The sequence below is a fragment of the Planktothrix tepida PCC 9214 genome (assembly GCF_900009145.1).
Taxonomy (GTDB): domain Bacteria; phylum Cyanobacteriota; class Cyanobacteriia; order Cyanobacteriales; family Microcoleaceae; genus Planktothrix; species Planktothrix tepida.
This window is the reverse complement of the sequence record NZ_LN889813.1, coordinates 539,014-562,142: the sequence shown is the minus strand read 5'-3', so window position 1 is coordinate 562,142 and position 23,129 is coordinate 539,014. Positions and strand designations below refer to the sequence as shown.

Sequence of the window (23,129 nt, the reverse complement as noted above, 5' to 3'; positions counted from 1 at the left end):
TCTTCCTAATTTTGATAAAGATCAAAGTTTTTTGACAAATCACTCGGCACTTTTTCCCATTCAGATTCAGGAATATTGGCTCCGATTTCAACAGCAATTTCCCAGATGGGTTTAGCAGTGGCATCATACTGAATATCTGCTGCTTTGTCTCTACCATTAATGGTTTCAGCACCTTGTCGGAGTTGTACCATAATTTGTCCTAATAACCATAGCTTATCTTCTACAGGTAATTGATGGATAAAGTTTTCGAGTTCTAGTAATTGATTGGAAACCATGTTAACTGTTAACCCATTAAATATCTAGTATAATAACCTAATAAAATCTAAACTATAATGAGAATCTAGTGGCCCTGAAATGCTATGACCCTAGATTCAGTTTAGTTTGATTATGCCTAAAGCCTTGAAAGCAATTTATCAGAATGGCACATTTATTCTGAAAAACCCCTGTAACTTGCCTGAAGGGGTTGAAGTTGAGCTTTTTGTGCAGTCACCCCAAGTCATTTCACCCCAGATCACTGACATTGACGCTAGACAGCATTTTCTAAAGCAACTTGTAGAGAGAATGCAATAAAACCCTATTCCTTCTAATTCCCCTCAGTTTACACGGGATATTTTGCATGAACGCTGTTGACACAAATATTTTAATTTATGTCAATGATCCCCGCGATCCTGATAAACAGGCAATTGCGGTTTCTTGTATGAATTTAGAGCTAGAATGGGAGTTTGCGGAAATCTGGGTTGATCCTTGGCTTTCTCCCCCTTATATTTTAATGTTAATTAAAGAACAAGCGAGTTACAGGTCGCTTTTGTCAACCCGAATCATAGAAAAAGCGATCGCACTTTTTAATCCTTCAGGCTTTAATTATCGAAATAACCCAATCAAACGTTTTTAGAACTTCTTGTAATACCGATTGATCTTGGAGGCTAGATAACTGTAGGGTTGGTTCTCGATATTCTGTAGGTTCTAGGGGAAGAGATAAACCAATAGCACTCAATTTATTTCTGAGTTCCAACCATTTTTCCTGTTGATCAAAAGGAGGTTGAGAACCGTATTTATTAGACGAAATTTCCAAACGTCCTGAAATATCAACGGTAAATAATTTTAAAGGTTTTCGACCTTTAGATTGTAATAAAGCGGTAAACCCTCCATAGAGATCTCCTGTTCCCCACTGAATGATAACTTCAGGTTCTTGACGTTTGGCCCAGTTGTGAATTTCTTCAGCCATTTCTGCTTCATCGCCACCCCGACGTACTTGGAATTCTTCAAAAAAGGAAACTTCATCCCAACGACGGCGTTCTCCCATCGCACTCAATTTTTTTTGTTGAGCTTCTGCTGTTTGACCAATTAACCGAGGAACTAAGGTTTTTAAGCCCTCTTGACTGACATATTGTTTGATTTCTAACGCTAAAACTTCCACTAAATCTGTTTGTTTATTCAGAAATTCTACAACCCGTCTTAAGGGATTAGCAATATCATCCGCTACAAACACTAAACGCAGTTTTCCAGCTTGCAAATTCGTTCTGACTTTTTGCCAAAATCCATCTTCATTGAGATCAGAACCGAGAAATTCTTCAAAAACTTGTTCGGGATCTCGACCTTGTTCTCGACAGTTGGCTTCAAATTGAGCAATAATAGATTCTATCGGCCAATATAAAGCTAAATTCGCCGCATAATCTAACATTTGACCGATCATTTTTTGTCGCCCTTCCGCATTGCGACTGCGTTTAACGACAACAATGGTAGGGATAGAATCTTGATCCAAAAATAAGTGATCAACTGACCAGCGACTGCCATCATCTTCCTCAGCAGGAATGGTAATATCTCGTGCAATTAATAACCAGCGTCGAGACGTTACCCGATCAACTTCATCCCCAGCTAAAAGATTAGGATAGGTTTCTAATAATTCTTGTATTTGATCTTCAGAATCATAAGGCTGTTCCATCAGTTCCACCAGCCGATCATCATCCTGAATGAGATAAATCCCTCCACCCATATTATTTACCTTTTTAATTTCTAGGTTCGGTTATTTCTAAGGCTTAATATTCCCCGCTAAACACCCGTTGTGCTGGCCCTGTCATGTACAAATGTTGATCGTGATTTGACCATTCAATGTCAAGACAACCTCCGGGTAACTCCACTGTAACAACAAAATCGCAATTTCCGGTTAAAACTCCAGCCACCACAGATGCACAAGCTCCAGTTCCACAGGCTAGAGTTGCACCCGCGCCGCGTTCCCAGACTCGCATTTTAATATAATTTCGGTTCACGACTTGAATAAATTCAGTATTTGTCCGTTCAGGAAAAACAGAATGATGTTCAAATAAAGGGCCGATTTCCCCAAGTTTAATCGCCGAAACATCCTCGACAAAGGTAATACAGTGGGGATTTCCCATACTGACACAGGTAACATTCCAAGACTGTCCCGCCACTTCTAAGGAAATATTAATGACTTTTTCATCAGCAGTGGCTAAGGTGGTGGGAATTTCTTGAGCCAAGAGTCGGGGTAGCCCCATATCCACTTTAACTTGACCATCAAGTTGTAACTGAGGGGTAATCACACCCGCTAAGGTATCGATTTTGTAACTCACGGGGTCGGTGATCTGCTGGCGGTTTTCTAATTCAGCAATAAATTTGGCCAAACAGCGAATCCCATTGCCACACATCTGAGGTTCTGAGCCATCAGAGTTAAAAATTCGCATGGTATAGTCAGTGGTGGAGGTTCTGGGTAGGGCAAAGATAACTCCATCGGCCCCAATGCCAAAATTGCGATCGCACAGTTCTACGGCTTGTTCTGGGGTGATCAGGGGTTCTGATTGATGACGATTATCAATCAAGATAAAATCATTACCTAAACCGTGATATTTCGTAAATTGAATCGTCATTGATGCCTCCACTGCTATCCTTAACATTATCCGTTTTAACCTTGGAAGTCGGGTGAGCAACAGATTGGAAATCTGGGATGGCTCACTCTTTCCTATTATGATTTGTAACGCTGACTTTTAAACAACTCCTTATGTCTGAATTCAATACTGATTTACCCAGCATTCGCAAAGTTCAAAGCTATACGAAGGATAAAAACGCCGTCGCAATCAAACTCCTCACCAATGATATTCTCGAAGGAACCATTCTTTGGCAAGNTAACTGATAACTGATAACTCCCTGATAATGTCAAAATGGGGAGTGTAGCCTTGCGTTAGGGACAATTTGGAATCGTGGTTTTTAAAATTGGTTTATTAGGACTGGGAACCGTTGGGACGGGAACCGTTGAAATTTTGTTGAACCCAGAAGGTCGTCATCCGTTGTTATCGGAGTTAAGTTTGCATCGGGTGGGCGTGCGATCGCTGTCTAAACCCCGCAGTGTGAATATACCCGAATATTTATTAACAACGGATTTAGAAGAAATTGTCATTGATCCGGCGGTTGATATTATTGTGGAATTAATTGGCGGTTTGGAACCCGCGCGATCGCTAATTTTACAAGCGATTGAAAACGGCAAACACGTTGTTACTGCTAATAAAGCCGTGATTTCCCGCTATGGTAGTGAAATTTTTGATGCGGCGAATCAAAAAGGCGTTTATGTTCTTTTAGAAGCCGCTGTTGGGGGGGGAATTCCGGTGATTCAACCTTTAAAACAGTCGTTAGGCGCAAATCGAATTCATAAAGTCACGGGAATTATTAATGGGACGACTAACTATATTTTGACCCGGATGAAAAATGAAGGGGCAGATTTTGCTGATGTTTTAGCGGATGCTCAACGCTTAGGCTATGCAGAAGCTGATCCCACCGCCGATATTGATGGGTTGGATGCTGGGGATAAAATTGCAATTCTGGCTTCTTTAGCTTTTGGAGGCAGAATTAAATTAGAACAAGTGTACTGTGAAGGCATTAGAAAAGTTACGGCGACGGATATTACCTATGCGGAAAAATTGGGATTTGTGATTAAGTTACTCGCGATCGCCGCGCGAGATCCCCACGCCACTCCTGAACAGGATTTATTATCTGTTCGAGTTCATCCCACGTTAGTTCCTAAAGTTCATCCGTTAGCGAGTATTAATGATGTTTACAACGCGATTTTAGTCGAAGGTGAACCCATTGGACAGGTGATGTTTTTTGGACGAGGTGCTGGTTCTGGGCCAACGGCCAGTGCTGTCGTTTCCGATTTGTTAAATATTGTCGCTGTTCTGCAAATGCAAGAAGCAGAAATCGTGAGTCCTGTTGTTACCCATGAACTGATGAGTTGTACCCATCAACATTATTGTAAAATTGCACCGATGGAGGATTTAATTACCCGGTTTTATGTTCGTTTTCTCACGAAAGATTCTCCGGGGGTGATTGGAAACATCGGAACCTGTTTCGGCCAGCATAATGTTAGTTTAGAGTCGATTGTTCAAACGGGATTTCAGGAAAACTTAGCGGAAATAGTAGTCGTGACTCATGATGTTCTGGAGGGGAATTTCCATCAAGCATTAAATGAAATTAAAAGCCTAGATTCAATTGATAGTATTCCGAGTATTTTACGGGTGCTATAGCAGTTTTATTGCTCATTTCCAGAAATCGGGTTTCTGAAATAAAAACCTTGATATCAGCCTTTACAAAAGCTGAGAAACCCGGTTTTTGGATTAAATAGGGCTTGCTGAAAAAGTAACAGAAAAAGAAAAGAATGATTCACTAGCTGAGGAATTTAATTATTATCGGTATAATTATTATCACTATTTTTATCTGTCTGACAATCAGGTATCGAGAGTTCAGCGATTTCTGATGTGGGGATGGTTAGATGAAACTGAAAAACGATTTGATCTTGTTCAATATTAAAATTAGTAATATTAACAATGCTTTGTTTAGGTAATAAATTTTTAACAGGAACTTTCTCTAACTTTGATTTATAACCGGATTCATCAAGCCATTCATAAATCTTGCGCCAGTTTTCTACTTTTTCAGTTTTATCTAACAAATATTTCACATATTTATAAACCGTTGCACATAAATCTGATTCTACACCTCTGGGAATTTTATCTAATTTTTGAGCGATTTCCGAGGGACTACAGCCAGACAATAACCCCCTTAAGTGAGCTTTTTCAATGGGAGTGAGATGCTTTCCTTTCGCAGAAGCCAAGTCAGCATAAAGACTTTCTAAATCCCACTCCTGGGCCGCTTGGCTAAATATTTTGTCCACTTGAGCCATATTTGGGGTATAAAAAACAGCTAACACAATTCTAACATAAATTCTAACGTTAGTCAGTAGACAATCAGAAATTAGTTAATTTATTATCAGTCATAGAAGAGTTTGACAGACCTAAGAATTCTAAACATAGTATCAATCTATTGGTTTAGGCTCTTGTCCCAATACTCACAACCTATACTTTGATGGATCAGGGGGAGTTTTTTATGCTAAATAATTGTTTTGAGGGCCAGCAAAGCCTCTTTGGATTAGGCTCATTTCTGCCACCTCCTCACAATAATCAGCTTTTCAGCAATCCTGTACCTCAATGGGACATTATTAGCACCTCCACAGATCCTAATCTAATTCCGTTGGTACAAGAAGCAGGTAATTTAGTGAGGGAACAATTAATGGATTTTGCCATAAGTCCTGACTATGATCAAATTACAGGTTTAGCGTTTGGGGAAAATTATGACCCACAAAAAGCCAATTCTCTCAAACAAGATTTAGCCCAAGGAAATTTAAGTCTATTACCTGAAGTTCAAGTTATCTCCTCAAATATTTTAGGTAATGCTAATGGTGCTTATGCTTCGGAAATTGATACTATTTTCTTATCGGATGAATTTATTCGTTATCACAATACCCAAGAAGTAGCAGGGGTTTTATTAGAAGAAATTGGTCATTTTATTGATAATAAGATTAATAGTATAGACCCTGAGGGTGATGAAGGGGATATTTTCTCAAGATTGGTACAATATCATGGTTTAGATAGTGCTGATTTTGCCTTGTTAAGTCAAGAAGATGATACAGCAACAATTGTAATTGATGGACAGACAATTTTTGTTGAAAAAAATGATACTTTGGCAACTGCTACAAATTTGGGAACACTTGGCAATGCCAGTTCTTCTCAAACTGGTTGGGTAGGGGGTAGTGTACCCAATGATTATTATCGCTTTCAGATTAATCGTCTTACTAAGATGAACCTAGATTTAGTCAATCTACAATCTGATGTAGATTTAAAACTGTTAGATTATAATGGAAATACAATTTATTCTTCCAATAAGGCTGGTACTTCTAATGAAAATATTGCGACTCAGATAGCATCTGGCACTTACTATATTCATGTTAAGGCTTACAGTGGGAGTAGTAACTATAAGTTAACTATTACTTCTGTTCCTGTGAATCCTAATACTGACGTGACAGGTGATGGCAAAGCCGATGCTATTGGCTCTAACGATAATGGAGTGTATATCAGACGTTCCGATAGTACAAAATTTTTACCTAATGAAAAATGGACTGAAATAGGTTATATAGGTCAAAATGGCACTTGGTTTGCTGATGTAACAGGTGATGGCAAAGCCGATGCTATTGGCTCTAATAATGATGGAGTATATATTAGACGTTCCGATGGTACAAAATTTTTACCTAATGAAAAATGGACTGAAATAGGTTATCGAGGTACTTACGGTACATTTTTTGCTGATGTAACAGGTGATGGCAAAGCCGATGCTATTGGCTCTAATAACGATGGAGTATATATCAGACGTTCCAATGGTACAAAATTTTTACCTAATGAAAAATGGACTGAAATAGGTTATATAGGTACTCAAGGAACATTTATTGGTGATATTCGCTCCGATTCTAAACCTTTAAAAAGAGAAGAATATTTGACCCGTTTATATCTTAATTCATCCAGTGGTTTTGGTGGAGCAAGTGCATCCAGATTCTATGAGGATGATTTATCTCATGGAGCAATTGATTCTACAGATGGACAAGGAGATTTAAAAGTTTATTCTTTAGTGGGTGGTCAAATAAAAATTATTGGTAAAGATCAGTATGGTGGTAACTATATGGATGTTTGGAATCCTATTCTACAAAGAACATTCCGCTACATTCATTTTGATTCATTTAATCCCAATTTAAAAGTAAATTCTTATATTGCCCAAGGTGATTGGCTAGGAATTGAAGGAAATACTGGTAAGTCATATGGTCGTCATACTCATGTAGAATCCAGACTAACTAATGGGACAAAAGAAAATCCTTTAATTACTCTTGGAATTGCAAGGTCTAAAAGTTTACTTGTTTAATTTATTAGTCGTTGAAAATCTTTGAGGGGTATTCAATATCTGGGTGAGTCCATCTGTACATTTGGGGAATTTAATCATAAGGTAAAGCATGAGTGCTGTTAGAAACCGGGTTTCTGAACAAATCTTGATAGGATAGAACTAATCTGAATTAGAAACCCGGTTTCTTGACTTGATTGCGATCGCTGGTGCTAATCTTCTTGCTCATCATCCAATAAAATATATTCATCCTCAAAAACCTCTGACCAAGACAATGAGGTTAATCGACATTTTTTTCCCATTTCATCCTCAGCATCCTTCACCGCGTTCTCAAAACATTTTTCCCAGATAGACTCAAAAAAATTACGATTTAAACTCGGCATTTCCTCTTGACTTTCTTGAATTTCTCGACGGGCTGAACGAATACTAATCGTCCAAATAGCACTCCGTTTTTCCGGTTGACATTTCCACTTAATAACATGAAGCATTAAACGAATTAACTGACTTTTTACGGCTCTTTTTTCAGTTCTTCCCATTGCTTCAATTAGAGATTCTAAACCTTCCGTTGCTTCCATAGATTTTCCTTCTTTGAGAAGTTTATGGACGTTGACAGCCGTTTGATAATGAGAACACACTGCTAACCAGTCCCAATCTTGTTTAGTCAGCATGACTATTTCCTTGATATTACTAATATTGATCAATTTATCATATCTAAGCTGACAGGTGATAGCTGTGGGAGAGCAATTTCTGTTATATTTGAAGTGTATAAGTTTCCAATCCATTAAAAATGAACGTAACAGATTTGTTTCCCGCCTTGCGAAACTTACCCCGTATCGACAAATTAAAAGTTATGCAGTTTCTAGTTTTAGAATTAGCAAAAGAAGAGAACCTATCGTTAGAACAGGGTGCAACTTATGAGATTTGGTCACCCCTGAATTCTCATGAAGCTGCCCATCAACTCGCTCAACTTTTAGAAGAAGACAAATGAACAAAAAATGCGTAATGCTCAAAGGTTTCCTTTTGTAGAAGAATCTGATATTTTTGGTATCCCCGATTTTCTCCCTAAATTACCAATAACATTAAGCTATCATAATTCATCAGTAACAGTTTCGGGTTTATTAGATACAGGTGCAAGTGTCAATGTTCTTCCGTACAATATTGGCATTCAGCTTGGTGGAATTTGGGAGAAACAAACAACGTCTGTGATGCTGGGGGGTAATTTAGCGCCTGTTGAAGCCAGAGGTTTAATATTATCGGCGGAAATTGGATCATTTCCATCTGTTCGTTTAGTCTTTGCGTGGTGCTTATCAGATGATGTGCCTTTGTTGCTAGGACGTATGAACTTCTTTTTAGAATTTGATGTGTGTTTTTATCGTTCTCAATTAGTCTTTGATGTCTGTCCCAAGTCTGAAAAGAGTGGTTAAGTTGTAAGCAATCAAAATAACAAATATAATGCTATATATTACAGATAATCTCAATTAGAAATCCAGTTTATTGATTGTTTGCGATCGCAGTCCAGAAACCGGGTTTCTTAACAAATCTTGATAAGATACAATTAAATTTAATTAGAAACCCGGTTTCTTGAGATTACTAATCTTCTTGCTCATCATCCGATAAAATATATTCATCTTCAAACACTTCTGACCAAGTAAGGGAAGTGAAATGACATTTAACTTTCCTCATTTCAAGTTCTGCTTCTTTCACAGCAGCTTGAAAACATTTATCCCAAATTGATTCAATAAAATCTCGATTTAAGCTGGGTACTTCCTCTTGAATATCTTCGATTTCTCGACGTGACGAAAGAATACTAATTGCCCAACTAGAACTGCGTTTTTGAGGTTGACATTTCCATTTTATCACATGAACCATTAACCGAATTAACTGACTTTTTAAGGCGCGTCTGTCATTTCTTCCCATTGCTTCAATTAAAGATTCTAAGCCTTCTTTTGCTTCCATTACTTGATTCTCCTGTAAGAGTTGCTGGATCATGACAGCCATTTGATATTCAGATCCAGTTGCTAACCAGTCCCATTCTTGTTTAGTCAGCATGGTTATTTCCTTAATATTACTACTATTCAGAAATTGATGAATCTAATAAAAAACAGGATTTATAGCTATTATCTAGGAAATAAAACTATCCTATTTTTACTACAAAACCCTGTTTCTATATAACTCTAGTTTGACTGAGGCTAAATTCTATTAAGCAACAGGCGCACGTTCAGGTACAATAAAGGTTTTATCACCGGATAATTCAAAAATTTCATGAACGGCTTTTAACGCTTCTACGCCTTGGTCTTCATCCACTAAACAACTAATTTTAATTTCAGAAGTTGCAATCATTAAAATATTAATATTGCGGTTTGCTAAGGCTTCAAACATTTTAGCAGCAACCCCTGGATGATGAATCATTCCTGAACCCACTACACTGACTTTAGCAATAGATTTATTCACAATAATTTCACTATAACCCAATTCAGATGAGGCTTGTGTTAAAATCTTTTCAGCTTCATCAGCATCCCCTTGGGCGACCGTAAAAGCAATATCCCGTGCTAAAATTCCGTTGATTTGATGACAGCGTTGGGATTGAATAATCATATCCACACTAATATTATGATCCGCTAAAATAGAGAATATTTTGGCTGCCATCCCTGGACGATCTGGAATATGGCGAATGGCTAAACGAGCTTGTTTAATATCTAATGCTACACCTCGGACAGGAGGTAAACTGGGATCAACAGGCGGTTTTTCTAGCTCAAAATTGCTAGTAATTTTACAATCAGAACTAATTTCAAAAGATTGACATAAGGCAGTAACCGCTTGTTGACAATCTTCGGCTGCAATGACACAACTCACTTTAACTTCTGAAGTCGAAATCATCTGAATATTAATACCCGCTTCTGCTAAAGTATTAAACATTTGAGAGGCAACTTTTGGCCGTCCAATCATTCCCGCCCCGACAATACTGACTTTAGCAATAGGGGTGTCATCTCCGGTTACTTCAGCATTACCCAGATCAGAATGATTCGGTTTTCCTAAAGCGGGTAATAAAGCATCAGCAACGGCGATCGCTTTAGTAAAATAATCTCGTTCTACAGTAAAGGTAATATCATTACTATTCCCTTCATGAATAGATTGAATAATTAAATCCACATCTAAATTTTGTACCGCAATTCCTCCAAATAATTTTGCTGCAATTCCAGGACGATCGGGTATTCTTAATAAGGAAACTGCGGCTTGATTCGTATCAAATTCAACACCATCTACCGGACGGGCTAATTCTAATCCTTCTAAGGGTCGGGGTTGAGGTTTGGGGGCGATGACTTTCGTTCCTGGATCATCTGTCCAACTAGAACGCACGACTAAAGAAACCCCATAATTACGGGCAATTTCTACTGCACGAGGATGTAAAACTTTCGCCCCTAAACTGGCGAGTTCTAACATCTCATCACAGGTAATTTCTGCCATTAATTGAGCATTGGGAACTAAGCGAGGATCGGTGGTTAAAATCCCTGGAACGTCGGTATAAATTTCACATACATCTGCTTTTAAAGCGGCTGCTAACGCCACCGCAGAGGTATCAGACCCCCCTCGTCCTAATGTTGTAATTTCTAAATCATCTTGACTACTTACCCCTTGAAATCCGGCGACCACCACCACTTGTCCTTGATTTAAGTGGCGTTCCATGCGTTGAGTTTCAATACTTAAAATTCGGGCGCGAGTGTGTTCAGCTTCGGTAACAATTCCAACTTGAGCACCAGTTAAAGAAATCGCAGGTTGTCCTAATTCCTGCAATGCCATACTTAATAAAGCAATACTGACTTGTTCTCCCGTAGAGAGTAACATATCCATTTCTCGACGGTTAGGAGTCGCAGAAATTTGTTGAGCTAAACTTACTAATTGATCAGTGGTTTTTCCCATTGCAGAAACAACGACAACCACTTGATGATCTTGGGCTGTTTTTAATACCCGTTGAGCAACGGATTGAATGCGTTCAACGGAACCGACAGAACTACCACCGTATTTTTGAACAATCAGCATATTAACTTCAGAGTTAGCAATGGGAAAGGTCGAATTAAACTGAAAAATCAGAAGTTTTAGCCTGTGAAATTGAAGCGAATTCGCTTAATTGAACAGCAGGATAAATCAGCCTTTTGTATTTTACAGGATAAGACGAGAAAATTATCCTTAAGTTTCAAGAAAATTGTTTAAGGAATTTGGGACTGATGGAATAAAAGTTAAGGTTCCCGGTTGTGATAGCCTAGCAGAGAGAGAAGGAACCTGAAGGACTTGATCAGCTAGATTGTTAAATGTTAAATTTTTTACAGAATCTCGCTACTGTCGCCCGCGTTCTTTCTGAAATCTACGCCGATTTGGGATTTTAAGATGAATGACGCAGGTTCACTTACCCAGTTACCAGAGGGAAAATATGATCAAAATTAATGACCCGATGTTTCAGAAACTTCCTCTTCGCGTTATTCTAATTGTTCCCTTTGTTTTACAAATTTTTATAGCGGTTGGTTTGACGGGATATTTATCTTTAAGAAATGGTCAAAAAGCAGTCAATAATTTAGCCCTTCAGTTACAACATGAAGTCGGAAGTCGGATTGAACAACATTTAAACAGTTATCTTTCGATTGCACCGCAACTGAATCAACTGAATGCTCATGCGATTGAAATGGGAACGATTAGCCCGAATAATCTAGTGCAAATGGGGCAGTTTTTTTGGCAACAGCGTGTTACCTTTAATATTGGTTATGTATTATTTGGTACGCCAACGGGAAAGTTTTCCAGTGTCGGCAATTATTTTGGAGATCAAAGAATTACCTTTGATACGGTAGATTCTCAAGCTTACGGAAGTTCTTTGATGCACACTTACGAAATGAATAGTAAGGGAGAACCCACACAACTTGTATTAAAAAGTGATCAAGACTATTTATTTCAAAAAGAAGGATGGTATATTACAGCAAATTCCTTGAGAAAACCAACCTGGAGTAAAGTTTATAATTGGGAAGTTACACCCTATACCCTTTGTATTGCAGCCAGTTATCCTTTATTCAATCAAAATCAACAATTAACGGGGGTATTAGGGGTAGAAATGCGATTATCGCAAGTGAATGATTTTTTGCAAAAACTGAAAATTAGCCCTTCCGGTAAGACTTTTATTATAGAACGGAATGGATTGTTAATTGCAAGTTCGAGTTCTGAAGAACCCTTTCGCATCAAACCCGGACAAAAACCGCAACGATTAAAAGCTTCAGATAGTCAAGAACCGTTAATTAAGGCAACTGCAAACTATTTAGAATCTAAGCTTAAAGATTTTAAAACCATCCAAACGATTCAACAACTCCAATTTTCTTTACAAGGGGATAAACAGTTTGTTCAAATTGCACCTTGGCGAGATCAATTAGGATTAGATTGGCTAGTCGTTATTGTTGTCCCAGAGTCCGATTTTATGGGAGAAATTGATGCGAATACTCGAACTACAATTTTACTTTGTTTTGGGGCATTAATTTTAGCAATTATATCAGGAATTTATACCACCCATTACATTACCCAACCAATTTTACGCTTAAGTTCTGCATCTAAAATGATTGCAACATCGGCTCAACAGGGGTTTAGCGGTGAGTTAGTTAAAACCAGAGTCGAAGAACCCAAAATCAAAGAATTAGGGGTTTTAGCTCGCTCCTTTAATCAAATGAGCCAAGAATTACAGGATTCTTTTGGTGCTTTAGAACAGACCAATAAAGTATTAGAAAAACGGGTGGAAGAACGAACAGCCCAACTCACAATAGCAAAGGAAAAAGCGGATGCTGCTAACCAAGCTAAAAGTGAATTTCTAGCCAATATGAGCCATGAGTTACGCACCCCATTAAACGGAATTTTGGGCTATGCTCAAATTTTAGGACAATTGGAACCTCTGACGGAAAAAGGACGCAAAGGAGTAGATATTATTCAGCAATGTGGTTATCACCTTTTAACCCTGATTAATGATGTTTTAGATTTATCCAAAATTGAAGCTCGAAAACTAGAACTCTACCCAACTGATTTCCATTTTCCTGCTTTTTTAGAAGGGGTTGTTGAAATTTGTAATATTAAAGCTCAACAAAAAGGAATTCAATTTAATTATCGACCCCAAGAAAATCTTCCCATTGGGATTTGCGCTGATGAGAAACGTCTGAGACAAGTGTTAATTAATTTATTAGGAAATGCGATTAAATTTACGGACAAAGGAAGCGTAACCTTTTCAATTCAAGCCACACCTATTCCCACAAATTCAAGGTATCGCCTACATTTTCAAATTAAAGATACCGGAGTGGGGATGACATCAGAACAATTAGAGCGAATTTTTCTTCCCTTTGAACAAGTGGGAGAAACCAAAAAGAATACAGAAGGCACAGGTTTGGGATTAGCAATTAGCCAAAAAATTGTTGCCTTAATGGGAAGTCAGCTTCAGGTACAAAGTCAATTAGAAACAGGCAGTATTTTCTGGTTTGATGTGGAAATATCCGAAGCCAAAGAATGGGCAAATACCTCTCGTAATATTCGCAAAGGAATCGTTACTGGATATCAAGGAGAACCCAAAAAGATTTTAATTGTTGATGATAATTGGGCAAATCGTTCGGTAATTGTAAACTTATTAGAGCCGATTGGGTTTGAAGTCATAGAAGCGAATAATGGTCAAGAAGGATTGGAAAAAGCAATAGTTATTTCCCCCGATTTTATTATTACTGATCTGATCATGCCTGTTCTGGATGGGTTTGCGTTTATTGATCAGTTACGTCAATTGCCTAAACTCAAAGATATTGTAATTATTGCTTCCTCAGCTAGTGTATTTGATAGTGATCAACACCGCAGTTTAGATGCGGGAGCTAATGCGTTTTTACCCAAGCCTGTTTCTGCCGATCTATTACTCGAATTATTACAAGTTCACCTGAAGTTAGAATGGATTTATCTTTCCTCTGAATCTCCAATTTTGGATCAGAATCTACCTTCCCATTCTCAGCCAGAAACTCAAAAAATCCCATCTGAAATCTTATCAAATTTGTACGAATTAGCTCAAGAAGGAGACGTAGATGGTATACTAGAAGAAGCCCATTTGATCCAAACTCATGATCCGATTTATTTCGCTTTCACTCAACAAGTGATCCAGCTTGCGGAAAATTTTCAACTCAAAAAGCTGCGAGAGTTGTTGAGTCAAACCCTTAGCCAATCTTAAATTCTTTATTCTCGGATTAATCTCAATATTTATCCCCTACCTTCATTCATGCAAGACATTGGTTTTATCCTGATTGTTGATGACAATCCTACTAATTTATCGGTTTTATCTCAAACCTTAAAGGGTGAAGGATTTTCAGTACGAGTCGCAGAAGATGGAGAAAGTGCGTTGCAATTAGTGGAGCGCAAACAACCAGCTTTAATTTTATTAGATGTGCAAATGCCCGGTATTGATGGGTTTGAAACGTGTAAAAAATTAAAATCTGAACCTAAAAATCAAGGAATTCCGATTATTTTTTTAACCGCTTTAACGGATGTTGAAAATAAAGTCAAAGGACTTTCTCTAGGAGCAGTTGATTATATTTCTAAACCTTTTGAAAAAGAAGAGGTATTAGCCAGAGTTCGAGTGCATTTACAACTGAAACAACTTACAGAAACCCTAGAACAACAAGTTGCGGAACGCACTGCTACTTTAGAAAAAACCCAAATTCAATTAGTACAACAAGAAAAACTTTCGAGTTTGGGGCAATTAGTAACGGGAATTGCCCATGAGATTAATAATCCGATTAGTTGTATTATCAATAATCTTCCGTTAGCTCAAGACTACGTTCAGGATCTAGCTCATATTTTAACTTTATGTCAAACTTATTATGAGCAACTGCCAATCCCCCTACAAGAGGAAATCTTTCAAGCAGATTTAGATTTTATTTTAAAGGATTTACCTCAATTACTAAATTCCATAAAAATTAGTGCTGATCGAATTAAAGATATTTCAATTTCCTTAAGAAATTTTGCCCGTTCTGATTCCTCAACTCAAGTTTTATTTAATATTCATGAAGGTCTTGATAGCACTTTATTGATTTTGAGTCATCGCCTCAAACCCGTAGGGAAACAAGCCGCTATTCAATTAGTTAAAGAATATGGGAATTTACCCCAGGTTGAATGTTATCCCAGCCAACTCAATCAAGTGTTTATGAATCTTTTAGCCAATGCCATTGATGCCATTGAAGAAGCGGGACAACAGGGAGAGATGGAAAACCGAATTCCCACCCTGAAAATTTGTACAACCCAACCCGATCCCCAATCAATTTTAATTGAAATTTCTGATAATGGAATGGGCATACCAGAAGAGATTCTTCCGCGAGTTTTTGAGCCCTTATTTACCACAAAGCCTATGGGTCATGGAACTGGATTGGGATTAGTGATTGCCCACCAAATTATTGAAAAACATCAGGGTAAACTCAATCTTGATTCAACCCCAGGACAAGGAACAAATGTCAAAATCTGGCTTCCGGCTACTTCTTAAAATCAATAATTTCAGGTGCAGTTGATAAAGTTTCTGCGACGACTTTCATCCCATCTAATTCTGCCGAATTCCAAACATGAGGATGTTGACAATGATGAGCAATTAATAAACCCCAAAGTTCGTTAGAAACAATAACAGGAACGACTAAATTGGCACGAATAGAAAGACTGCGTAAAAAATTTTGATGACAAGGATGAATTGCTTCGGTTTCAATATCCGTGATCGCCGTAATTCTTCCCTTTTGATAATCCTGAGCATATTGATGATTAAAACACTCATCTGCACCTGTAGAACCATAGATTGATAAGGTGGCATTGCTCAACGATTCAAAGGTGACTTGCCCTTTCCATTGAGAATAAAAATAATATAAAACAACCCGATCACATTTCAGTTGAGTTCTCAGTTTATCCAGTTCTTTTTGGATTAAAGTATCTCGTCCCATGCTTGTTTTCAACCGCAGTGCAAATCGTTGTAAACCCGGATCGGCTGAATCAGGTTTATGTTCAAAGTCTTCGATGTTGTTGAATTCGTTTGGAGTAGAAGAAAAATTCATTTGGGGCTAATAAAATCATATTTCAGTTGATTATTCTATCATAAACTTATAATATTAAGCCGATGACTGAGCGATTTTTAATTTAATTTAAACTTTTCTTGAGATTGACAGCTTATGCTTACAAAGGAACAGCAACAGGAATTATTAACCCTATTGATCTCATTAATGAGCGAGTTTGGAACTCGAATTTTGATATCAATCCTGATTTTATTATTGGGTTTGTGGTTGGCAAAATTTATACAACGTTTGAGTCAACGTTTAATGATTCGGGCACAATTGGAGCCAACGCTGATTCGATTTCTAGTCAACTTAATTTATATTGCGGCGGTTACTTTTGTCGTGTTGGCAACTCTGGGAAAACTCGGAATTCAAACCACATCTTTTATTGCCGTTTTAGGGGCTGCCGGGTTAGCAATTGGTTTGGCATTACAAGGGTCTTTATCCAATTTTGCGTCTGGTGTGTTTATGATTATTTTCCGACCCTTTAAAGTTCACGATTATATTGAAGGAGGCGGAGTCGAAGGAACCGTTGAGGAAATTTCGATTTTTACAACTCTTTTAACCACACCCGACAACAAAATTATTATTATTCCCAATAGTAAACTTTACGGCGATAAAATTGTTAATCACTCTATTCAACCGATGCGCCGCGTAGATTTAAAGTTGAATTTCAGTTATAATACTAATCTGGAGCAACTTCGAGAATTATTTCTGACTCTCGTTCAAGCTGATCAACGAATTCTCTCAGAACCTACACCTGGTCTGGAGGTTCAGGAAATTGCGGGGAGTGGGATTAAGATTTTATTAACAGTTTGGGTGGCGACTCCTGACTACTCTCTGGTACGTTCCGATCTCAATGAACGTCTGAAACAAAGCTTAGATGCTCAGGGGATTCTATTAGTTTAATCCGTTGATTTTTACGGTCTATCGTCACAGAATAAGTTATCAATGCTAAAATCTCTCCTAGAGTTAGGCAAACTAAATCATGACATCCGACTTAGATCGTGGCATTATGAAATTTAAAGGGGCAGACAGCCCCACTGCAATTATTGTTTCTTCTGTGCTGGTTTTGGGAGGAATTGGCTTGCTGGTTTGGTGGGCTTTACAAACCGCCTATTCCCTATCCTAAAGGTAGAAATAGGAACAAAATCCGTTACTGATCTTGAGGATGCGGGCCAGCATCCTTTTTTTGTATTATACTTGTAACTTATGTGTTTTATATTGTAGTGTTTCACGACTCAAGATTATGGCGACCTTTCGGGATCTCGGTCAATCTTACCGAAAATATTTATCTCTATCTATCCTAAGCATTAGTGCATCTAGTACCTTTGAACTGATTGATTTAATGGTTCCTTATGCTATAGGACAAACGCTCAACGTTCTCTCAAATCAACCTGTTGATCAATTAACCCAATATTTCATTCAAGGAATCTCTAATTTAACGGGAATAGCCCAAACCCCTCAGCTTTCTTTAGGAGTTTTATTAAGTTTAATATTCTGTGTTACTGTTGTTAAAGCTCCCATACAGCCTTGGTTAGGGGTTTGGTATCATTGGTTAATTTCATTAAAAACTCGTCGAGATCAATATCAGAATTCTTTGCAAAAAATTCTTACCCTTCCCCTAGAATTTTATGATGAAAATAACCCTGGACGAATTGCTAGTCGAGTTGCAAAAGGGATTTCTAACCAAACTTGGACATATCCTGAAATTGCGGGTCAACTGATTCCTAAACTCATACGAGTCTTAGGAATTCTTGTAATTATTTCGTGGATTGCATGGCCGATTGCTATCTTCTTTTTATTGTCTTTTATGCTAATTTTGGCTTTTAGCTTAAAAACATTGAAACGGCTAATCGACTTAGAAGAAATTCTAGCGCAGTATGAAGAAAATACTGAAAGTCGCAATTCTGAGATTATTACAAACATCAAAACGGTTAAAGCATTTGCAACGGAATCTCAGGAGTTAAAACGGCAAACTACTCGTTTAAATCGAGAGTTTAAAATGGTGGTGGGTCGGATTCACAGAGGCTATGTTCATTTAATTACTCGTCAAGCAACCTGTGTACAATTTAGTCTATTTATAGTCTTAGGATTTACCTTAGTTGCCACGATTTCTGGTTATATTTCTCTAGGGTATTTTGTCACTATCTATACTCTAGCGAGTATGGCTTATTCTGAAATAACACCGATTAGTAATATTGCGGAAGTTTTTGCTCGTCGCTATGCGTCGATGATTCGTTTACACGAATTTATACAGTTACCAAAGGGACAAGATGCTGATGATTTAACCCCAAATCAAACCGACAGTCTGGCGGAAACTTCCTATCAATTTAACGGAAAAATAGAATTTTGTCAGGTGAGTTTTGGCTATAATCCGAATAGTTTGGTTTTACAGAATATCAATTTATTGATTGAACCTTATCAAACTGTAGCCTTAGTAGGACGTTCGGGTTCAGGAAAATCAACATTAGTTAAACTGCTGTTTCGTTATTTTGAACCTGATCAGGGTCAGATTTTAATCGATGGAATTGATATTCGCAATTTGAATGTTAGGGGTTATCGTAAACGGTTAGCCATTGTGCATCAAGAGGTGGATATTTTTAATGGAACTTTGTTAGAAAATCTGATCTATGGCAATCCTCACGCAACCTTTGCAGAAGTCAAAGAAGCTTGTAAAATTGCTAAAGCCGATGAGTTTATTCAAAAGCTTGCGAAGGGCTATTCTACCCCTGTAGGAGAACGAGGCGTGCGGTTATCAGGAGGACAAAAACAACGGCTGGGAATTGCACGGGCGTTATTAGTAAATCCTGATATTTTAATTTTTGATGAAGCCACATCCAGTTTAGATTATGAATCAGAACGGGCGATCCAATTAGCCATGCAAAATATATTAGGAACACGCACAACCATTATTATTGCCCATCGCTTGAGTACCATTCGAGAAGCCGATCAAATTGTAGTGTTAGATCAAGGTCAAATTGTAGAAGTGGGAACCCATGAAGCCCTGCTTCAACACCAGGGAATTTACCAACGCTTGCATACTTTACAAGAAACAGGAGAATTATTGGTTTAATTAACAAATCGCAATTATAGAGTTCAGAAACTGGGTTATTGCAGAAATCCAGTTTTTTTGACTTCTGACAGTTGAAGACGGGCTATATTAAGATTAAAGGGGTGTGATTCATTCAATTACAAGTTTAGGTAAGGAAGGCAGAAGAGTATGTTTGAAATTAAACAAGGGTTATTTCAGTTTGAGTTTACAGATAATCATGCGATTTTAGGGGTTTCCCTAGAAGCAGACTTTGAGGACATTCGCAAACGCTATATGCGGATCGCCCGTCGTTTGCATCCTGATACTTGTCCCTTTGACAACCCCCAGGATCACGAGTTAGCCAAGCAATTATTAGCGAAGTTAGTCAGTCCCGCCTATAATCAGTTTTCAAAAGAAGGTGAACGGAAAGAATATATTCTGCTGTTAAAAACCATGGGCGATCGCACGGTCAAAGAACAGCATAACCTAAAATTACAAACGGAAGCAGCCCAAAAACTGATACAAGCTTCTGACTATCAAACCGCTTATGAAACTGCTATTCAAGAGTTAGCTAAAAATCAATATGAATCTCCTCAAAAAGTCTTAGAAATTATTGGTAAAATTAGTGAGTTAAACTTAATTTATCTCCTCCGTAAACATCAAAAAGGGGGGAGTTCTCCGGCTCCATCTCCCAAAGTGATCGATCAAACTCCACCGCCACCTTCTGTAATGCCGAAGAAAGATTCTTTTGTTGAACAAGCTTGCCGTCGTGCAGAACAATTAATGGCGAGTCAAAACTATGCCCAGGCAATTTTAGAGTTAAAAGATGCGATTAAACGAGAACCCGATAATAGTCATTGTCATGGTTTATTGGGGTTAGTTTATTTAAAACAAAATCAACCGAAACTCGCTACACCCCATATTAATCGAGCCTTACAATTAAACCCAAAACAACCTCAAGCCTTAGAAGCTAAAAAACAACTGGAAAAAGCCACACCCCAAGCTGGAGCAAAATCCAAAACAGCCCAACCAGCATCTAAAAAATCAGAAGGCGGTTTATTTGGGGGGTTGTTTGGAGGTAAGAAGAAGTAGAGAATTGACGGTTGACGGTTGGCGATTGACGGTTAACCGACAACGGACAACCCACGCCCAGAATGCTGTATTGTAGGAAAAGTTACAAATTGCCGTTTGTATAGCAGTTGCCAAGGCAGTTAGGACATAGACTGAGGCTAAAACCGTGCACAGAGAACTCTTTTCCTGCCTGTTCCCAGTTAAGCTGTTCCCTGTTCCCCGTTCCCTGCTATAACTGGATTCTTAATGATTAATTGTTAATTTTTACGCTCAGTATGGTTTATCAACCCCCGTCGGGTGCGCGAGATTTACTTCCCCTCGATGTTACCCAAAAAGTTTGGATTGAACGGCGCTTACAACAGGTGTTTCACCGTTGGGGCTATCATCAAATTATTACCTCAACCTTGGAACGGTTGGACACGCTGATGGCTGGGGGTGCGGTACAACCCTCAACGGTGATTCAACTCCAAGATTCTGAAAATCAGGGGTTAGGACTGCGCCCTGAATTAACGGCGTCCATTGCTAGGGCGGCAGTGACTCGCATGGGGAATCTACAATCTTGGCCCCAACGTTTGTATTACAACGCCAATGTTTTCCGCAAACAAAAGACAATTGATCAGGGACAACAGTTAGAATTTTATCAAGCAGGTGTGGAACTGTTGGGTGCTGGTGGATTACGCGCTGATTCAGAAATTTTGCTGTTATTGCGAGACTGTTTGCAAACTTTGGGGTTAAATAATGCGGATTTAATTCTGGGAGAAGCGGGTTTAACTCAATCGTTATTATCGCCTTTTCCACCTAAAGAACGGGAAAAAGTAAGAACGGCGATCGCTAATTTAGATCGAATTGGTTTAGAATCGTTATCACTTGCTTCAGAACTGCGAGAACGAGCCTTATTTTTATTTGATTTACGAGGTCGTCCAGAAACCGTATTATCCCAAGTTTCTCAACTGGATTTAGATTCATCTCAACGACAAGCGGTAAATAACCTCAAATCCTTAATAGAATTACTGCAAAAATGTTGGGAAAATTCGGAAATTCAACCTGCAATAACCTTAGATTTAAGTTTAGTTCAAACCTTTGATTATTATACGGGAATTGTATTTATTGCCGTCAGTGATACCGCATCCGGGGCAAGGGTATTAGGGCAGGGAGGACGTTATGACCAACTTCTCGGTCTGTATCATCCCCAAGGCAAAACAGAACCGGGAATTGGCTTCTCATTGAATCTTGAAGACTTGCATCAAGTGTTATTGGGACGGGGTGAATTACCGCATCAAACCCCGGCTAGTGATTGGTTAGTGGTAGCCCAAACCCCAGAAGCAGATGCAGCGACTTTTGCCTATGCCAGTCAGTTAAGGCAGTTCAGTGAGTTAGTCCGGGTAGAAGTGGAGTTAGAACACCGGGAAACTGCTGAAGAGATTCGGGACTATGCTCGTCGTCGAGGCATTGATCAAATTGCTTGGGTTGATGTTAACGGCGACCCCAAAATTGAAAAAATTGTTTAAGGGTAAAGGGGGTGAATTGTTAAACAGTTCTAATCAATTTTAGGAGAACAGTTTCACCCCCTCTATAATTTTTATCCCTTGCCAATTCGTTGATTTATCGTTAAAAATTAAAAAGAATTAACTGCCCTATTTTTTAGCAGGAGAATACTAATCATGCCCCATAGCATTGTCACGGAGGTTTGTGAAGGTGTTAGCGATTGTGTTACGGCTTGTCCCGTTGCTTGTATTCATGAAGGCCCTGGAAAAAATACAAAAGGAACAGATTGGTATTGGATTGATTTTTCCACCTGTATTGACTGCGGAATTTGTCTGCAAGTTTGTCCTGTTGAAGGGGCAATTGTAGCAGAAGAACGCCCCGAATTACAGAAAACGCCTCATTAAAAAGGGAATAGGGAATGAGCATTCTTGCAATAGGAATTTTACCTTTGCTTATTCCTTATTCATTGCTAAAACTTGATTTATTGAAAAGATAATCTGAAGGAATTTTATGATGTTAACCCAAACCAACTTAAAACAACAATTAATGACTAAAATTGAAACTGTTCAATCTCAACTTGGAAGAATAGACGGATCTCCCGCCACAAACCTTAAAATTAAACCTGATCTCGCAGAAGAAATTGAGACGATGGTAGTTCAACTAGAAGCTAAAAATCCTAATTATCGACCCTTACTATATAATCCTTTATTATTAAATGGATCTTGGTTACTGCTCTATTCTACAGCCAGGGAAATTCGCAGTTTAGCTTCATTACCTTTAGGGTTAAAAGTGGGAAAAATCTATCAAATGATTGATGTCGAGTCTCGACAATTTTTTAATCAAGCGTTTGTTAGACATCCATTAGGATTAATTTCCGGTTATGTTAAAGTAACGGCTACCTTTGAACCCGTTATTGATGATAATAAGTTACCCAATAATCGCCTGAATGTTTTCTTTCAACAACGCTATATTGCTATTTCTAATATTATAGGGGTTAAGACTCCTCAACTAGAACCCGCCCGTGTTGTTCCCGCCCGAAATCCCGTAGGTCGTATTCCTAGTTTAGAAATTACTTACCTTGATGAAACCTTTCGTATTGGTCGAGGAGGAGATGGGAGTTTATTTGTTTTGAGGAAAAGTGAATTAGAGTAAGTTTTAATTGGTGCGTGCGATATCGTTATCGTTTTGATCATCAAGGAATTAATAAAATGGAGAGAGAGGAATTAAGAAAGATGATAAAATCTTGG

24 protein-coding genes are annotated in these 23,129 nt (G+C 38.3%); 16 read left to right on the top strand and 8 right to left on the bottom strand.

What is annotated here, in order from left to right:
- Positions 1-5: 5 nt before the first annotated feature.
- On the bottom strand, positions 6-275 hold the full coding sequence (locus tag PL9214_RS25115) for a hypothetical protein (protein ID WP_072721968.1): 270 nt from the start codon (positions 273-275) through the stop codon (positions 6-8).
- A gap of 112 nt (positions 276-387) precedes the next feature.
- Here PL9214_RS25115 and PL9214_RS25110 point away from each other — a divergent pair, with 112 nt between their 5' ends.
- Together PL9214_RS25110 and PL9214_RS32015 are read left to right on the top strand one after the other, a co-directional pair.
- The gene (locus tag PL9214_RS25110; RefSeq protein WP_072721966.1) at positions 388-570 is read left to right on the top strand and encodes an antitoxin family protein; all 183 of its coding nucleotides are present in this window, start codon (positions 388-390) and stop codon (positions 568-570) included.
- Positions 571-616: 46 nt separating this feature from the next.
- Positions 617-892 (top strand): hypothetical protein, encoded by a 276-nt coding sequence (locus PL9214_RS32015; RefSeq protein ID WP_072721964.1) that lies wholly within the window; start codon positions 617-619, stop codon positions 890-892.
- Here PL9214_RS32015 and PL9214_RS25100 read toward each other — a convergent pair.
- Positions 851-1,993, bottom strand: coding sequence for a hypothetical protein (locus tag PL9214_RS25100; protein WP_072721963.1), 1,143 nt, complete (start codon positions 1,991-1,993; stop codon positions 851-853). The two genes, PL9214_RS32015 and PL9214_RS25100, sit on opposite strands and share 42 nt — an antisense overlap.
- 43 nt (positions 1,994-2,036) lie before the next feature.
- Positions 2,037-2,882, bottom strand: coding sequence for a diaminopimelate epimerase (gene dapF, locus PL9214_RS25095; protein WP_072721961.1), 846 nt, complete (start codon positions 2,880-2,882; stop codon positions 2,037-2,039).
- A gap of 131 nt (positions 2,883-3,013) precedes the next feature.
- Between dapF and PL9214_RS33305 the strand changes: the two genes are divergently transcribed.
- Together PL9214_RS33305 and PL9214_RS25090 are read left to right on the top strand one after the other, a co-directional pair.
- Positions 3,014-3,145, top strand: a complete 132-nt coding sequence (locus PL9214_RS33305; RefSeq protein ID WP_439331543.1) for an Hfq-related RNA-binding protein — start codon at positions 3,014-3,016, stop codon at positions 3,143-3,145.
- A 67-nt stretch (positions 3,146-3,212) separates the two neighbouring features.
- The gene (locus PL9214_RS25090) at positions 3,213-4,529 is read left to right on the top strand and encodes a homoserine dehydrogenase (RefSeq protein ID WP_072721960.1); all 1,317 of its coding nucleotides are present in this window, start codon (positions 3,213-3,215) and stop codon (positions 4,527-4,529) included.
- A gap of 152 nt (positions 4,530-4,681) precedes the next feature.
- Here the strand turns inward: PL9214_RS25090 and PL9214_RS25085 are convergent, their stop codons facing one another.
- Positions 4,682-5,182 (bottom strand): helix-turn-helix domain-containing protein, encoded by a 501-nt coding sequence (locus PL9214_RS25085; protein WP_072722333.1) that lies wholly within the window; start codon positions 5,180-5,182, stop codon positions 4,682-4,684.
- A gap of 203 nt (positions 5,183-5,385) precedes the next feature.
- Between PL9214_RS25085 and PL9214_RS25080 the strand changes: the two genes are divergently transcribed.
- The gene (locus tag PL9214_RS25080; RefSeq protein ID WP_072721958.1) at positions 5,386-7,245 is read left to right on the top strand and encodes a pre-peptidase C-terminal domain-containing protein; all 1,860 of its coding nucleotides are present in this window, start codon (positions 5,386-5,388) and stop codon (positions 7,243-7,245) included.
- A gap of 188 nt (positions 7,246-7,433) precedes the next feature.
- Here PL9214_RS25080 and PL9214_RS25075 read toward each other — a convergent pair whose 3' ends face one another.
- Positions 7,434-7,889, bottom strand: a complete 456-nt coding sequence (locus tag PL9214_RS25075; protein WP_072721957.1) for a DUF29 domain-containing protein — start codon at positions 7,887-7,889, stop codon at positions 7,434-7,436.
- Positions 7,890-8,008: 119 nt separating this feature from the next.
- On the opposite strand from PL9214_RS25075, the gene PL9214_RS25070 reads away from it, so the two are divergent.
- Both PL9214_RS25070 and PL9214_RS25065 read left to right on the top strand, forming a co-directional pair.
- Positions 8,009-8,209 carry a hypothetical protein gene (locus PL9214_RS25070; RefSeq protein WP_072721955.1) on the top strand — a complete coding sequence of 67 codons (201 nt, stop codon included), beginning with the start codon at positions 8,009-8,011 and terminating at the stop codon, positions 8,207-8,209.
- A 7-nt stretch (positions 8,210-8,216) separates the two neighbouring features.
- Positions 8,217-8,645 (top strand): pepsin/retropepsin-like aspartic protease family protein, encoded by a 429-nt coding sequence (locus PL9214_RS25065; RefSeq protein ID WP_072721953.1) that lies wholly within the window; start codon positions 8,217-8,219, stop codon positions 8,643-8,645.
- Positions 8,646-8,811: 166 nt separating this feature from the next.
- Here PL9214_RS25065 and PL9214_RS25060 read toward each other — a convergent pair whose 3' ends face one another.
- Positions 8,812-9,270 carry a DUF29 domain-containing protein gene (locus PL9214_RS25060; RefSeq protein ID WP_072721951.1) on the bottom strand — a complete coding sequence of 153 codons (459 nt, stop codon included), beginning with the start codon at positions 9,268-9,270 and terminating at the stop codon, positions 8,812-8,814.
- Positions 9,271-9,420: 150 nt separating this feature from the next.
- A complete protein-coding gene (locus tag PL9214_RS25055; RefSeq protein ID WP_072721949.1) occupies positions 9,421-11,259 on the bottom strand; it encodes an aspartate kinase in 1,839 nt (612 codons plus the stop codon).
- Positions 11,260-11,647: 388 nt separating this feature from the next.
- Between PL9214_RS25055 and PL9214_RS25050 the strand changes: the two genes are divergently transcribed.
- Together PL9214_RS25050 and PL9214_RS25045 are read left to right on the top strand one after the other, a co-directional pair.
- Positions 11,648-14,437 carry a hybrid sensor histidine kinase/response regulator gene (locus PL9214_RS25050; protein ID WP_072721948.1) on the top strand — a complete coding sequence of 930 codons (2,790 nt, stop codon included), beginning with the start codon at positions 11,648-11,650 and terminating at the stop codon, positions 14,435-14,437.
- Between the two features lie 48 nt (positions 14,438-14,485).
- Positions 14,486-15,742: a hybrid sensor histidine kinase/response regulator gene (locus PL9214_RS25045; RefSeq protein WP_072721946.1), complete on the top strand. Its 1,257-nt coding sequence runs from the start codon at positions 14,486-14,488 to the stop codon at positions 15,740-15,742.
- Here the strand turns inward: PL9214_RS25045 and PL9214_RS25040 are convergent.
- Positions 15,732-16,295, bottom strand: coding sequence for a GAF domain-containing protein (locus tag PL9214_RS25040; protein ID WP_072721944.1), 564 nt, complete (start codon positions 16,293-16,295; stop codon positions 15,732-15,734). The two genes, PL9214_RS25045 and PL9214_RS25040, sit on opposite strands and share 11 nt — an antisense overlap.
- Positions 16,296-16,409: 114 nt before the next feature.
- On the opposite strand from PL9214_RS25040, the gene PL9214_RS25035 reads away from it, so the two are divergent.
- The 7 genes from PL9214_RS25035 (at position 16,410) to PL9214_RS25010 (ending at position 23,034) form a co-directional block, all read left to right on the top strand.
- Positions 16,410-17,201, top strand: coding sequence for a mechanosensitive ion channel family protein (locus tag PL9214_RS25035; RefSeq protein ID WP_072721942.1), 792 nt, complete (start codon positions 16,410-16,412; stop codon positions 17,199-17,201).
- 79 nt (positions 17,202-17,280) lie between these two features.
- Positions 17,281-17,424 (top strand): hypothetical protein, encoded by a 144-nt coding sequence (locus tag PL9214_RS31580; protein WP_186440454.1) that lies wholly within the window; start codon positions 17,281-17,283, stop codon positions 17,422-17,424.
- Between the two features lie 117 nt (positions 17,425-17,541).
- A complete protein-coding gene (locus PL9214_RS25030) occupies positions 17,542-19,368 on the top strand; it encodes an ABC transporter ATP-binding protein (RefSeq protein WP_072721940.1) in 1,827 nt (608 codons plus the stop codon).
- A 147-nt stretch (positions 19,369-19,515) separates the two neighbouring features.
- Positions 19,516-20,418 (top strand): J domain-containing protein, encoded by a 903-nt coding sequence (locus PL9214_RS25025; RefSeq protein WP_072721938.1) that lies wholly within the window; start codon positions 19,516-19,518, stop codon positions 20,416-20,418.
- Positions 20,419-20,672: 254 nt separating this feature from the next.
- Positions 20,673-21,905, top strand: a complete 1,233-nt coding sequence (locus PL9214_RS25020; RefSeq protein WP_072721936.1) for an ATP phosphoribosyltransferase regulatory subunit — start codon at positions 20,673-20,675, stop codon at positions 21,903-21,905.
- 153 nt (positions 21,906-22,058) lie between these two features.
- Positions 22,059-22,286 carry a ferredoxin family protein gene (locus PL9214_RS25015; protein WP_072721934.1) on the top strand — a complete coding sequence of 76 codons (228 nt, stop codon included), beginning with the start codon at positions 22,059-22,061 and terminating at the stop codon, positions 22,284-22,286.
- Between the two features lie 106 nt (positions 22,287-22,392).
- A complete protein-coding gene (locus PL9214_RS25010) occupies positions 22,393-23,034 on the top strand; it encodes a PAP/fibrillin family protein (protein WP_245824365.1) in 642 nt (213 codons plus the stop codon).
- Positions 23,035-23,129: the final 95 nt, after the last annotated feature.